Source organism: Marilutibacter chinensis (assembly GCF_021725675.1).
GTDB lineage: Bacteria > Pseudomonadota > Gammaproteobacteria > Xanthomonadales > Xanthomonadaceae > Marilutibacter > Marilutibacter chinensis.
The window spans coordinates 240,355-253,039 of record NZ_JAKJPO010000007.1 but is presented as its reverse complement, the minus strand read 5'-3'; the positions used below and the strand labels follow the sequence as shown (position 1 = coordinate 253,039).

The following is a 12,685-nucleotide window of genomic DNA, read 5'->3' as shown; positions in this document are numbered from 1 at the left end:
AACGGCCGCGTGGCGCGGTTACCGGGCGCGGCGGCCACGCCCGGCTCGTTGTTGTCGTTGTCGATGTCCGGCGAACGCCGCCGGCGCATGCCGGTTACAGCGCTGAGGGCAGGTCGTCGTGACGGAGACGGATGGCGACCTCGCGCCCCTGGGCGTCGCGCAGCGAGACTTCCTCGCCGTTGAGCAGGCGCCGGAAGTTCTCCTCGCCAACGGCGCGGGTGAACTGTCTGACGCTGCGGTCGTAGGTGTAGCGGTACTCGGCATAGGCGGTGCGGTTGCCGAGCACCATCTGCACCTTGCGCTCGCTGAGGCCGGTGATGCCGGAGAGTTCGGTGATGGGGTCGTTGCCTGCCCAGGCGGGTAGTGCGGCTGCTGCGGCAAGCACGAGTGTTGCGATCTGCACTTTCATGGGGGCCTCCTGACCGGACCAGGTCCGACCGGGACGCGGCAACGGGATGTTGCCGGTAGGGGCGTCCCGGCGGGCTCATTGGACGCCCATCGGCGGCCGGGTACATCGGCCATAGGCACCAATGACTTCAGGCACGCCGCCGCGAGCGCAGGCGTCGCAACGCGCGCGTGCCTGCCGACGAACGGTTCCGTCGACGAACGGTGGTGTTCAGTACACCGTCGCCCGGGCCTGCACGAACGCGTAGAAGAACACCGCGTTGGGATCGTTCTGGACCTGGTGCATCTCGCGGCGCATGCCGTCGACCACATCCTGGGTGACCTTGCCCGCGGCGATCAGCTGTTCGGCGGCCGACAGCAGCAGCTCTTCCCAGAACGCGATCATGGTCTTGCGTCGCGCCGGTTCGCGGTTGTCGAAATAGAAGGTCTTGACCTCGGTGGTGACGTCGCGGAACCCGCCGGCCAGCAGCAGGTTGCCGAGCTTGGCGCCGACGAACGGATCGCCGCCGCTGTCGTACTGGAAGTCGTTGAAGGCCATCCAGTAGCGCCAGGTGTCGGGCGAGTACGGATCGAGCAGGAACGAGGAATTCATCACCTCGGTGATGTAGACCGGCGAGCCGGGCGCGAGCACGCGCCGTACCTCGTTGAGCACGCGCGCCGGCGTCGGTACGTGTTCGAGCACCCAGCACAGGAATGCCGCGTCGAAGCTGCGCGGTTCGAACGGCAGCCCGGTGGCGTCGGCGCGGTGCAGTTCGTAGCGGCCCTGCAGCCACGGCATGCGGCCGAGATTCTCGCCCGCGGCGGCGAGCTGGCTTTCATTGAGGTCGACGCAGGTGACGTGGAGATCGGGAAAGCGGCGCAGCAGTATTTCGGTCTGTGCGCCGACGCCGCTGCCGACCTCGAGCAGGCGCCGCGCGCCGCCGTAGTCGATGTCGTGGAAGATCGTCGATTCGGCCAGTCGCGCCTGCTTGACCAGGCGTGCCTGCTCGGTCGGAGAGAAGCCGTGCAGGTAGGGGAAGTCGCAGGTGGTGTCGGTGTCGCTCATGATGGAATCTGCTTGGCTCATCGCATTCTATGTCGGCTCGGGAATCCTGCGGCGGAGTCGGTGGCCACGGCCATACGGGACACGCCGTAAACCCATCGATGGGGGCTCGGATGCGGCATCCATGCCGCATACGGTCCCACATGGCCATGGCCACCGACTTCTGAAAGGTTGTTGGCGCTCACAGGGAAAGCATTTCGTAGTCCGGGCGAGGCGAAGCAGCACCCGGAGAGAGCGGATCACGCCGCGACCGGCAGCTCCGGCGGCACGCCCGCGATCAGCGCATCGAAGTAGTCGCGGGTCAGGCGCAACTGCGCCTCGGCGCTCTCGGCGCGGTTGGCCACGGCGCGAAAAGAGGTGTTCTCGGGACGATCCTTCGCGTACCAGCCCAGGTGCTTGCGTGCGATGCGCACACCGGACTGCTCGCCATAGAACCCGTGCAGGTCGCGCAGGTGGCCGAGCAGGATGTCGCGCACTTCGGCCAGCGACGGCGGCGCGAGCGTGTCGCCGGTGGCGAGGTAGTGCGCGATCTCGCGGAATATCCACGGCCGGCCCTGGGCGGCGCGCCCGATCAGCACCGCGTCGCAACCGGTGTACCGAAGCACCCGCGCGGCCTTTTCCGGCGAGTCGATGTCGCCATTGGCGAACACCGGGATCGACAGCGCCGCCTTGACCCCGGCGATGGTGTCGTACTCGGCGCTTCCGGTGTACTGCTGGTCGCGGGTGCGGCCGTGCACCGCCAGCGCGGCGATGCCGCAATCCTCGGCGATGCGTGCGATCGCGAGCGCATTGCGTTGGCCGGCGGCCCAGCCGGTGCGGATCTTCAGCGTGACCGGAACTTCGACGGACCTGACCACGGCGTCGAGGATGCGTGCGACCAGCGCCTCGTCGCGCATCAGCGCCGAGCCGGCCCAGGCGTTGCAGACCTTCTTGGCCGGGCAGCCCATGTTGATGTCGATGATCTGTGCGCCGTGGTCGACGTTGTAGCGCGCGGCGTCGGCCATCACCTCCGGCACGGTGCCGGCGATCTGCACGCTGATCGGCTCCGGCTCGCCGTCGTGGTCCATCCGGTGGCGCGACTTCGCGGTGTTCCAGAAGCGCGGGTCGGAGGTGGTCATTTCCGACACGCACAATCCTGCGCCCAGGCGCTTGCACAGCACCCGGAACGGCTTGTCGGTGACCCCGGCCATCGGCGCGAGGATCGCCCGCGGCGCGATGCGGTAGGGGCCGATGTGGAAGGCCTCGGTCGGCATGGCGCGCATTGTAGCCGCGGATGGAGGCCAGGCCGGGGAGGGCGTTCAGCTATTTCCCGCGCCTGCGCCGCCAGAACAGGAAACCGGTGACCAGCAGGAACGCCGGCATCAGCCCCGCCAGCGCGGTGAGCCAGCGCATCGCGGCGCCGCCGACCGCGCCGATGTGCAGCGGATAGATCGCCTGGTGGATGCGGGTGCCGGCGGGATCGGCGGTGGCATCGACGACCTGCAGCACCTCGCCGTCACGGGCGAGATGGATCGTGCTGCGGCCGACCGGGTGCCATTCGCCTTCGGCGCGGGCGCGGAAAGCGATCACGCCGTCGTCGCCCGGCACCGACACTCGATTGACGCGGGCGCCGGGCAGCGCGACGGCCGCGCTGGCGAGCACATGCCGCCACTGCGGAGGCGACGCGGTCGGAGCGGCGACCGGGGCGGCGTGGTTCGCGCCGCCCAACAATCCGGTCAGCACGTCCCGGAAGCCGTTGGAGTAGATCATCCCGACTCCGGTCAGGGTGATCAGCAGCACCAGCGGCAGCAGGATCACGCCGCTGCTGCGGTGCCAGCTGAGCCAGCGACGGGTCGGCGGACCGGCATGGAAGCGCAGGTGCGCGCGCCACTGGCGGCGCTTCGGCCACCACAGGTACAGGCCGCTGAGCAGCAGGCCCAGCGCGATCCAGCCGACGATGCCAAGCACTTCCTTGCCGGCCTTGCCGCCGAGCAGCTCGACATGCAGCTCATGAAGCCACAGCAACCAGTCGTCGCGATGGCTGCGGGTCAGCAGCAGGCTGCCGTCGACCGGCGAGAAATAGCCGCGGTGGCCGTCGGCGAAATAGCCCTGCCAGACCGGCAGCGCCTCGCGCGGCAGGTCGAGCGAGCGCAGGCCCCGCGGGCCCCATTCGTCGGCGATCCGCTCCAGCACCGGCGCACGCGCGACCGGCGCGTGACGGGTGAGATGCGGATGCTGCAGGCGCAGCAGTTCGACATGGAACACCAGCACCGTGCCGGCCAGGGCGACCAATGCGAACACGCTGCCCAGCACCAGCCCGAACCACAGGTGCAGCCACGACAACGCCGCCCGCAGGCGGCGTTGAAGGTCACGTGCCGGATGGATGCCGCTCATCGCAACGTTGGCCGGTCGCCTCAGAACCGGTGCGACCAGCCCACGGTCAGCACCCGGCCGCGCCCGGCGGTGTAGGTGTCGTTGCGTGGCGTCGTGGTCTGCGAGTAGTAGCTGATGTACTGCTCGCCGAACAGGTTCTCGATGCCGACGTCGAGGGTGCCCAGCGGCAGCCGGATGCGACCGAGCAGGTCGACGGTGGTGTAACCGTCGAAATCGTAGGTGACGACGGCCGGGTCCTTGTGCTCGAAATCGCGGTCGAACGAACGGCTGACCTGGACGCGGGTGTCGAACGCCGGAGTCCAGCGCTGCGTCCAGAACGCGGTGACGCGGTCCGGGCTGACGTTGATGCCGGGGAGATCGCTGTCGACGCGGTCGTCGCCGTCGCTGTCGAAGCGGGCGTCCGTCGTCGCGTAGGCCAGGCCGGCCTGGCCGTTCCCGGAGAAGCGGAACGCGATATTGCCCTCGACACCGCGGATCTCGGTGCGCTCGCGGGCGACGTTGTAGCTCTGGCTCACCGGATCGAACTGCAGGCGCGAGCCGAGGTCGGAATCGGACCAGTACGCGGCGAGGTGCGCGACCCAGCGGCCGTCGTCGTAGTCCAGGCCGATCTCGCGGTTGTCGGCGATCACCGGCTGCAGGTCGACCAGGCTGTCGACGCGCCGGCCGGGCACGTTGATCGCGCGCAGCACGCGGCCGATGTCGGCGACGGTGTAGCCTTCGGAGTACGAGGCGTACAGCTTCAGGTTGCCGGTGGCCTCCCAGACCAGGCCGACGTTGGGCAGGGTCTCGCTGGTCTTCGGCGAGCCCCCTTCGACGGCCTGGCTGCCATAGACGGGCAGGGTGGTGAAATCGTCGACCTCCAGCTTGCCGCGCTCGTGGCGCAGGCCGCCGGCCAGCATCACCGTGTCGGTGAGCCACCACTCCGCCTGCACGAACGGCGACCAGGATTCGTAGGTCGTCTCCGGCACCCAGTTCAGGTCGCTGGCGACCAGTTCCTGATAGGTGGTGTCGCGGGCCAGGTCGAGACCGAAGGTCAGGCGCAGGCGCTGGTCGAGGAAGTCGCCACGCGACCAGCTGAGCTTGGCGCCGGTCTTCTCGGAGACGTTCTGCGACTGGTCGTACCAGTTCGGGTCGCGGCCGTCGCCCCAGAAGTCGCCCCAGTCGCTGCCGCCGTACAGCGCCGAGAAGTCGACCCAGTAGGCCTGCGCCTGGAAGTAGCCGCCGGCGAGCGACTTGTCGGTGTAGTCGAGCACTACCGAGGTCGAGCGGTTGCGCGGGCCCTCGCCTTCGGGATCGCCGCGCTCGGAGGTGGCAGGGATACCGGCGATCGCATCGCCATCGACCACGACGTAGTCGTTTTCCCCCTGCAGCTGGTAGCGGTTGACGGTCAGTTGCAGTCGGCGTTCGCCGTCGATGTCCCAGCCGCCCTTGGCGAACAGGTTGTAGGCGCGCGAATCCATCAGGTCGCCCTGCACCGCATTGATCGCGAGTGCGTCGCCATCGCCGTCGTAGTACAGGCCCTCGCGGGCGTAGGAGGCGCCGCCGACGAAGTCGAACGCGCCGCTGCGGGTGCCGAACAGGTAGGATGCGCGCCAGCCGGTGCTGTCTTGCTCGTGCGGCAGCGCGCTGCTGGCGCCGATCGCGACGTCATGGAAGCCCGCTCCGTCCTCGCGCGGGGCGCGCTTGGTGATGATGTTGATGATGCCGCCCGATGCGCCCAGGCCCTGCAGCGCGTTGGCGCCGTGGATGACCTCGATGCGTTCGATCATCGCCGGATCGATGGTGTGGCCGTCGCGGCCGCCCTCGCGCAGCGGTGTCGACTGCGGGACGCCGTCGACCAGGTACAGCGGCTTGCGCCCGCGCAGGGTCTCGCCGCCGTTGGTGAGCTTCTGCCGCGATGGCGAGAACGAGGGAATCAGATTGGCCAGAACCTGCGAGAGGTCGCGGGTGACCGCGAGCTGCTGCTGCAGCTGGGCCTGGTCGATGACCGTGATGGTGTTCGGCAGCGCCGCTTCCGAATCCGGGATGCGGCTGGTGCTGGCCGACACGGTGATACGGTCGAGCTCGACGGCGCCTCCGGCGGCGTTGACGTGATTGCCATCCTGGGCGCATGCATGGGAAACCGGGAGGGCGGCCAGCAGGGCGCAGGCGAGGGTGGTGGGGCGGTACATCGGCACGTCCAATACGCAAAGTGTTGCGTATGGTAGTGCGAACGATTCTCAATTTAAACGTTGGAATGGCGTCTGCATCCGGCCGGGCATGGCGGAAGCCGGCAACCCGGCGGAATACGCTCGCCCTCACCCGTTGGAGCGGCGTGAGCCACGACCGGGCTTCCGCGGAAGGGAAAGTCGCGGCTTGCACCGCTCCTGCCAAGGCCTGTGGGCTGCGAAGCCGGGCCTTTCAGCCCTCGACGAGGGTCCTGTCGACCACCCGTGCGCTGGGTGCGTTGATCATCACCGATTCGATGCCGTTGTTGCGGGCGGTCGGGCTGCTGTAGCGCTGGCCATGGCCGATCACCTGGCCGTTGGCGTCCTTGAGGTTGAAATAGGGGCGGCCGTCCTCGTCGGTCAGGCGCTCGAAGAACTCGTCGTGCTCGCTGTGCTTCTTCACCGACTCGATGCCGTTCCGGCATGCGGCCTTGGCGGCGTACCCCTCGCTGCTCAGGATCACCTGGCCATTGCCCGCCAGCAGGTTGAACTGGAACTCGCCGGTGCTGCGGGTCGTGATCTCGAATCGACCGGCCATGCCTGCGCTCCAAATATGTGATGAAAGTCTCAAAATTGAGATTTTCACCCGGAGCCTAGGGCAGGAGTTGTTAGTGCGGAGTCACGGCCCCGTCATGGAATCGGTAAGGGGCTCCGGTCGTTGTCGCTGAAATCCCCGAAGCGTCCGGTGAGTTCGTGCGCCCGTGGCATTGCGGCCGCCGCGCCGCGCCGTTCGGTCGACAGCGCCGCGTAATGCACCGCCCGGGCGGCGTGGCCGGCGAAAGACGCTCCGGGAGCGAGCGCCAGCGCCGCCGCCAACGCGCCGTTGAAGGCGTCGCCCGCGCCGATGGTGTCGATCGCATCCACGCGCGGCGCCGGCTGGCGGTAGCAGGCGGCCCGATCGCCACGCAGGGATCCGGGCGCATGCGAGACGAAGCAGCCGGCGGCGCCGAGGGTGACCACGACGGTGCCATGCGGTAGCAGGCGGCGGCACAGCGCGTGCAGTTCCGCGTCCGCCAAGCCGGCCACGGTGGCCGGATCGGCGGCAACGCGCAGTCGCTGCAGCTGCGTGCAGAATTCGGTTTCGTTGGGCGTGGCCAGATCGGTCAGCGCCCACAGTTCCGGCGGCACTTCGGCATCGGCGGGGGCGGGATTGAGCAGGGTGACGGCGCCATGGTCGCGGGCGAGCGCGAACGCCTCGCGGATCGCCTCCGCAGGCGACTCGAGCTGGGCCAGCACCACCCCGGCCTCCGCCAGGCAGCTACCCAGTCCGCGAACGTGCGCGGCCGACAGCATAGCGTTGGCGCCGGGACCGATCACGATCGAGTTGCGGCCCTCCCGGTCGACATAGATGCCGGCCGTGCCGGTCGGCGCGCTGCTGTCCAGCGCATGCAGCTCGATGCCGTCGGCCGCTGCCAGACCGCGCGCGAGCTGGCCGCCGGCATCGTCGCCCAGCGCACAGGCGAAGCGCACAGCCGCGCCGGAGCGCGCCGCTGCGACCGCCTGGTTGAAGCCCTTGCCTCCGGGTCCGCTGCGGTACTCGCCGGCCAGGGTCTCGCCGGGCCGCGGCAGCGTAGCGACCGACCACACATGGTCGACATTGAAGGAGCCGACGACGATCACGCCCTTCGCCATCTGCGGCATCTCAGGCGAAATGGGTCAGCACGCCGGCGATGGTCGCCGTCATCAGGGTTGCGATCGAGCCGCCCAGCACCGCGCGCAGCCCGAACCGGGCCAGGTCGTGGCGACGGTCCGGGGCGATCCCTCCGATGCCGCCGATCTGGATCGCGATCGAGCTGAAGTTGGCGAAGCCGCACAGTGCGTAGGTCGCGATCAGCCGGCCCTGGTCGGTCAGGGTCACGCCCTCGACGTTGCCGCGCAGGATCTCGCCCAACTGCACGTAGGCGACGAACTCGTTGAGCACGACCTTGGTGCCGATCAGGCCGCCGATGGTGGTGGCGTCCTGCCACGGCACGCCGATCGCCCAGGCCAGCGGCGAAAGCGCGTACCCGAGCAGGGTCGACAGGTCGGTCGGGCGGCCCAGCCAGTCCTGCAGACCGGTGATCTGTCCCAGCCACTGCAGCGGAGCGTTGATCAGCGCGATCAGGGCGATGAAGGCCAGCAGCATCGCGCCGACGTTCAGCGCCAGCTTGAGGCCGTCGGCGGCGCCGGCGGCGGCGGCATCGATCACGTTGGTGGTGGTCTTCTCCACGCCCATCCGCACCGTGCCCAGGGTCAACGGGGTCGCGGTCTCGGGCACCAGCATCTTGCTGATCACCAGGGTCGCCGGCGCGGCCATGATGCTGGCGGTGATCAGGTGCTTGGCGTAGAACGCCTGCTGCGCCGCGTCGCCGCCGCCCAGCAGCATCACGTAGGCGCCGAGCACGCCGCCGGCGATCGTCGCCATCCCGCCGACCATCAGGGTCAGCAACTCGGACTCGGTCATCTTCGAGATGTAGGGCTTGACCACCAGCGGCGACTCGGTCTGGCCGATGAAGGCATTGGCGCAGACCGACAGGGTCTCCGCACCCGATACCGGCATCAGCTTGGTGATCACCCAGGCCATGCCCTGCACGACCTTCTGCATCACCCCCAGGTGATAGAGCACGCTCATGAAGCTGGCGAAGAAGATGATCGTCGGCAGCACCTGGAACGCGAACACGAAACCGAATTTCTCCGGGTCGGTGAAGTCGCCGAAGATGAAACGGGCGCCTTCCGTCGTGAAGCCCAGCAGCTTGACGAAACCGCTGGACAGCGCGTCGAACACGCTCGCGCCCCACGGCGTCAGCAGCACGAACCCGGCGATCAGCAGCTGCAGTCCCAGGCCGAGGCCGATCAACCGCCAGTCGATCGCCTTGCGGTTGTTCGAGAACACCCAGGCAATGGCGAGCAGCACGGCCAGGCCGAACAGGCCGAACCCGATCCGGGTCAGTATTTCCACTCGATTCTCCCCTGCGGCCGCCTTGGCCCATCCAAACGAGGCTGCAGCCTAGCAGGTTGGCGGGGCTTGAAAAACGCACCTTGGATGGCCGCTCCCGCCACCGCACGGCGCGACCGTGGACCTGTTGACGACGGATCCGCGGCCAGGGCGATTCCGGTCGGCCCTGTCGGCCGGCTCCTCACTCCTCGCGCAGGACGACGCGGTTGCGGCCGCCGCGCTTTGCCATCTGCAGGCGCCGGTCGGCGCGACGCAGCAGGGCCGACAGGCTGCGGCCGTCATGCGGATAGCAGGCCAGCCCGGCGCTGAAGCTCATGCGTATCGCGACGCTGCTGCGATCGGGTTCGAAGCTGTGGTCGGCGACGATCCGTCGGACGGCGTCGACCCGCTCCCATGCGGTGCCGATCGGCTTGCGGAGCACCAGCACGAACTCGTCGCCGCGGACGCGCGCCAGCCACTCGCCGGAATCGGCCAGCCCGTTGAGCAGCGCGACCAGGTGCTGCAGCGCGCGGTCGGCACCGCCGTGGCCGAGCTCGTCATTGAGCTGGCGGAATCCGTCGAGATTGATCAGCGCGACGGTCAGGCTGCTGTTCTCGCTGTCGGCGGCCTCGAACAGGCGCGGCATGCGGTGGATCAGCCAGGTGCGGTTGGGCAGCCCGGTCAGGCCGTCGGTGCCGGACATCTGCACCAGCTGCTGCATCCGGTAGACCACCATCGCGGTGATCACGGTGGCGACGGCCAGCAGGATCAGCCGCTGCCACTGGCTGGCCGCGGTGACCGTGCCGTAGTCGATGGAGATCAGTTCCTCCGGCGACTTCGCGACGGCGAACACGGCGAGGATCAGCAGCCCGTACTGGACCATCGCGGTGGCGCCGGCGAGCAGGGTCACCCGGCCGTCGCTGCGCAATGCGGTCAGCAGGATCGCCAGAAGGTAGCCGCACCAGACGATCAGGCTGTTGAGCGCGGCGGGCAGATGGTGGGACGCCAGCAGCACCAGCACCAGGGTGGCCACGCTGACGTCGAACACGGTGGTCACGAACGGCAGCCAGCGATAGTGGCGGCGGCGGCGCGACAGCGCGAGCCAGACCTGGGCGAGGATGTTGATGATCACCGCGCCGGCCAGGCCGATCAGGTTTTCATCGATGCTGCCGCCGGCCAGCATGTTGGCCAGCGGCAGCAGCAGCAGGACGCCGGCGATGACCGCACGCAGCCGTGCGACCGCCAGCTCGCCGCTGGCGCCGATCTCGAGCATGATCTCGTCCGGCCGCGACAGCAGCGACGAGACGATGGCCTTCAATCCACTGTCGGTTGCGAGCATGTCCGTTCCCCGCTGACCGGCGAAGGATAACGCGGGCCTGTGCCGGGAACCCGTCCTCAGGGTGCCGGGGCCCAGACAGCGCTCCACAGCGCCCACGCGGCCAGCGCCAGGAACACGGCCGCCGCGGCGATGCGTGCGGCCCGCAGCGGCAGGCGGGTGGCGAAGCGACTGCCCAGCGCGACCACCGGCACGTTGGCCGCCAGCATGCCGAGGGTCGTCCCGGCGACCACCTCCCAGAGCGGCGAGTACCTGGCGGCGAGCAGCACGGTCGCCAACTGGGTCTTGTCGCCGATCTCGGCGAGGAAGAAGGCGATCGTGGTGGCGACGAAGGCGCCGCGGGCCGGAAGGGGTTCGTCGTCGTCGAGCTTGTCCGGCTTGAGCGTCCACAGGGCCACCGCGAGGAAACTGGCGGCGACGATCCATTGCAGGACGTCCGGACGCAGCCAGGACGCCGCCGCCATGCCGATCCACGCCGCGGCGGCATGGTTCAGCAGGGTCGCGACCAGGATGCCGGCGACGATCGGCCAGGGCCGGCGGAAGCGGGCCGCCAGCATCAGGGCGAGCAACTGGGTCTTGTCGCCGATCTCGGCGAGTGCGACCGTGCCGGTCGACAGCAGCGTGGTGGAAAGGGGCAGGGTATCCATTTCGACTCCGGGGCCGGGCATTCGCGAGGCGCGAAGGCCGACGTCACGCGGCCCGGCCCGGGTACGCGCAACGCCTGCCTTCGGTCTCGCCCGGGCCCGTCGACTTCGGGCCTGCATGCGCCATGGCCTGCCGGCCAAGTGTGTTGACGCACGCGCCACGCGGACCGCGGGTCCGGCGCAGGGGCTACTCCCCGGAGGAAGAGCATGCGCATTGTAGCCGCCTTCACCGGCACAACGGGCCGATACACTGGCGGCGTCACCGGACCGGTTCAGCGCCGTGGCGCCGCCGGTACCGTCCCGTTCCCGCCACCGGAGTCTTCCCATGCAGTACCGCCGCCTCGGATCCTCGGGTCTCCAGTTGTCCGCGCTGTCGCTGGGCGCCTGGATCACCTTCGGCGCGCAGATCGGCCGTTCGCAGGCGCGCAACCTGGTGGCCTGCGCCTGGGACCACGGCGTCAACTTCTTCGACAACGCCGAGAACTACGCGCACGGCGAGGCCGAGCGGGTGATGGGCGACGTGATCGCCGACCTGCGCCTGCCGCGCGATGGCTATTGCGTGTCGAGCAAGGCCTTCTTCGGCAGCGTCGCCGATCCGCGGCCGACCCAGCGGGGGCTGTCGCGCAAGCACCTGACCGACGCCTGCCACGCGGCGCTGCGGCGCCTGCGGGTCGACTGCCTCGACCTGTTCTACTGCCATCGTCCGGATCCGGACACGCCGGTGCTGGAGACGGTGCAGGCGATGGACGCGCTGGTGCGGCAGGGCAAGGTGATGTACTGGGGGACGTCGGAATGGCCGGCCGCGCAGATCCGCGAGGCGCACAAGCTCGCCCGTGCGCATCACCTGCACGCACCGACGATGGAGCAGCCGCAATACAACCTGCTGCACCGCGAGCGGGTCGAGCTCGAATACGCGCCGCTGTACGCCGAATACGGCATGGGCACGACCGTCTGGTCGCCGCTGGCGTCCGGACTGCTGACCGGCAAGTACAACCGGGACATTCCCGGCGACGCGCGGCTGGGTGGCAGCGGAATGGGCTGGCTGCGCGAGCACCTGCTCGGAAGCGGGGGCGAGGACCGGTTGCAGCGGGTACGCCGTTTCACCCGGGTGGCGGCCGAGCTCGACCAGGCGCCGGCACCGCTGGCGATCGCCTGGTGCCTGCGCAACCCGCACGTCTCCAGCGTGATCCTGGGCGCTTCCCACACCGAGCAGCTGCAGCAGAACCTGCTGGCGCTGGACGTGCTCGGGCAGGTGGACGAGGCCGGCTGGCAGCGGATCAAGGCGGCGGTGGCGTAACGCCAGGCCTTGCTGCACCGAGCTCCCGCAGGAGCGGCGCAAGCCGCGATGAGGCATTCAACGGCGGGCCCGGTCGAGGCTTGCGCCGCTCCTGCGGAGGAGGGGGTCTGCCGGGCGGGCGTGGCACTTGACTCGTTAATGAGAATTATTATCATTTGTGACTCACCCCGAACGAGCCACGACCATGTCCTTGCGCCAGTCGATCGCCGCCCCGTCCGCCGCTGTAGCTCCGTTCCCGTCCCGCCCCCTCGAGCGAGCGCTCGACCGCACGCCGGTCCCCCCGCGCGGTGCGCTGCTCGACAGCGACGCGCTGCTGCGCGGCACCCGTGAAGTGCTGATCCGCCATGGCGACGAGGTCTACCGCCTGCGCCATACGCGCAATGACAAGCTGATCCTGACCAAGTAGCGCGTTCGGGCGGAGCCCACCGGTCGCCGCCGGGTCGTGATCCGCCGTCGCATGAGGCCTG

At 69.2% G+C, this 12,685-nt stretch carries 12 protein-coding genes and 1 riboswitch; of the genes, 2 read left to right on the top strand and 10 right to left on the bottom strand.

The genetic code is table 11. The features are described 5' to 3' along the window. Positions 1-94: 94 nt before the first annotated feature. The 10 genes from L3V18_RS12370 to L3V18_RS12320 all read right to left on the bottom strand — a co-directional run bounded on the left by L3V18_RS12370 (position 95) and on the right by L3V18_RS12320 (position 10,924). Positions 95-409: a hypothetical protein gene (locus tag L3V18_RS12370; protein WP_237055277.1), complete on the bottom strand. Its 315-nt coding sequence runs from the start codon at positions 407-409 to the stop codon at positions 95-97. A 207-nt stretch (positions 410-616) separates the two neighbouring features. Next, a complete protein-coding gene (locus tag L3V18_RS12365) occupies positions 617-1,450 on the bottom strand; it encodes a class I SAM-dependent methyltransferase (protein WP_237055275.1) in 834 nt (277 codons plus the stop codon). 236 nt (positions 1,451-1,686) lie between these two features. Further along, complete coding sequence (gene dusB / locus L3V18_RS12360) at positions 1,687-2,700, bottom strand: tRNA dihydrouridine synthase DusB (RefSeq protein ID WP_237055273.1); 1,014 nt, start codon at positions 2,698-2,700, stop codon at positions 1,687-1,689. A 49-nt stretch (positions 2,701-2,749) separates the two neighbouring features. Beyond that, complete coding sequence (locus tag L3V18_RS12355; RefSeq protein ID WP_237055272.1) at positions 2,750-3,820, bottom strand: PepSY-associated TM helix domain-containing protein; 1,071 nt, start codon at positions 3,818-3,820, stop codon at positions 2,750-2,752. Positions 3,821-3,840: 20 nt separating this feature from the next. Further along, positions 3,841-5,991, bottom strand: a complete 2,151-nt coding sequence (locus L3V18_RS12350; protein WP_255783958.1) for a TonB-dependent receptor — start codon at positions 5,989-5,991, stop codon at positions 3,841-3,843. Between the two features lie 229 nt (positions 5,992-6,220). After that, a complete protein-coding gene (locus L3V18_RS12340; RefSeq protein ID WP_237055270.1) occupies positions 6,221-6,565 on the bottom strand; it encodes a YegP family protein in 345 nt (114 codons plus the stop codon). A 92-nt stretch (positions 6,566-6,657) separates the two neighbouring features. Next, positions 6,658-7,659, bottom strand: a complete 1,002-nt coding sequence (locus L3V18_RS12335; RefSeq protein WP_237055268.1) for a ribokinase — start codon at positions 7,657-7,659, stop codon at positions 6,658-6,660. A 10-nt stretch (positions 7,660-7,669) separates the two neighbouring features. After that, on the bottom strand, positions 7,670-8,965 hold the full coding sequence (locus tag L3V18_RS12330) for a NupC/NupG family nucleoside CNT transporter (RefSeq protein WP_237055267.1): 1,296 nt from the start codon (positions 8,963-8,965) through the stop codon (positions 7,670-7,672). A 178-nt stretch (positions 8,966-9,143) separates the two neighbouring features. Beyond that, positions 9,144-10,280, bottom strand: coding sequence for a GGDEF domain-containing protein (locus tag L3V18_RS12325; RefSeq protein ID WP_237055265.1), 1,137 nt, complete (start codon positions 10,278-10,280; stop codon positions 9,144-9,146). Positions 10,281-10,336: 56 nt separating this feature from the next. Next, complete coding sequence (locus tag L3V18_RS12320; RefSeq protein ID WP_237055264.1) at positions 10,337-10,924, bottom strand: TMEM165/GDT1 family protein; 588 nt, start codon at positions 10,922-10,924, stop codon at positions 10,337-10,339. A gap of 92 nt (positions 10,925-11,016) precedes the next feature. Beyond that, positions 11,017-11,122, bottom strand: a riboswitch (yybP-ykoY riboswitch). Between the two features lie 124 nt (positions 11,123-11,246). Here L3V18_RS12320 and L3V18_RS12315 point away from each other — a divergent pair. Both L3V18_RS12315 and hemP read left to right on the top strand, forming a co-directional pair. After that, a complete protein-coding gene (locus L3V18_RS12315; RefSeq protein ID WP_237055262.1) occupies positions 11,247-12,218 on the top strand; it encodes an aldo/keto reductase in 972 nt (323 codons plus the stop codon). A 184-nt stretch (positions 12,219-12,402) separates the two neighbouring features. After that, positions 12,403-12,624: a hemin uptake protein HemP gene (gene hemP / locus L3V18_RS12310; RefSeq protein WP_237055260.1), complete on the top strand. Its 222-nt coding sequence runs from the start codon at positions 12,403-12,405 to the stop codon at positions 12,622-12,624. Positions 12,625-12,685 lie beyond the last annotated feature (61 nt).

Coding starts and splice junctions, on each gene's coding strand:
- hemP (WP_237055260.1), top strand. CDS start 12,403: ATGTCCTTGCGCCAGTCGATCGCCGCCCCGTCCGCCGCTGTAGCTCCG.
- L3V18_RS12365 (WP_237055275.1), bottom strand. CDS start 1,450: ATGAGCGACACCGACACCACCTGCGACTTCCCCTACCTGCACGGCTTC.
- L3V18_RS12340 (WP_237055270.1), bottom strand. CDS start 6,565: ATGGCCGGTCGATTCGAGATCACGACCCGCAGCACCGGCGAGTTCCAG.
- L3V18_RS12335 (WP_237055268.1), bottom strand. CDS start 7,659: ATGGCGAAGGGCGTGATCGTCGTCGGCTCCTTCAATGTCGACCATGTG.
- L3V18_RS12350 (WP_255783958.1), bottom strand. CDS start 5,991: ATGTACCGCCCCACCACCCTCGCCTGCGCCCTGCTGGCCGCCCTCCCG.
- L3V18_RS12320 (WP_237055264.1), bottom strand. CDS start 10,924: ATGGATACCCTGCCCCTTTCCACCACGCTGCTGTCGACCGGCACGGTC.
- L3V18_RS12355 (WP_237055272.1), bottom strand. CDS start 3,820: ATGAGCGGCATCCATCCGGCACGTGACCTTCAACGCCGCCTGCGGGCG.
- L3V18_RS12325 (WP_237055265.1), bottom strand. CDS start 10,280: ATGCTCGCAACCGACAGTGGATTGAAGGCCATCGTCTCGTCGCTGCTG.
- L3V18_RS12315 (WP_237055262.1), top strand. CDS start 11,247: ATGCAGTACCGCCGCCTCGGATCCTCGGGTCTCCAGTTGTCCGCGCTG.
- dusB (WP_237055273.1), bottom strand. CDS start 2,700: ATGCCGACCGAGGCCTTCCACATCGGCCCCTACCGCATCGCGCCGCGG.
- L3V18_RS12370 (WP_237055277.1), bottom strand. CDS start 409: ATGAAAGTGCAGATCGCAACACTCGTGCTTGCCGCAGCAGCCGCACTA.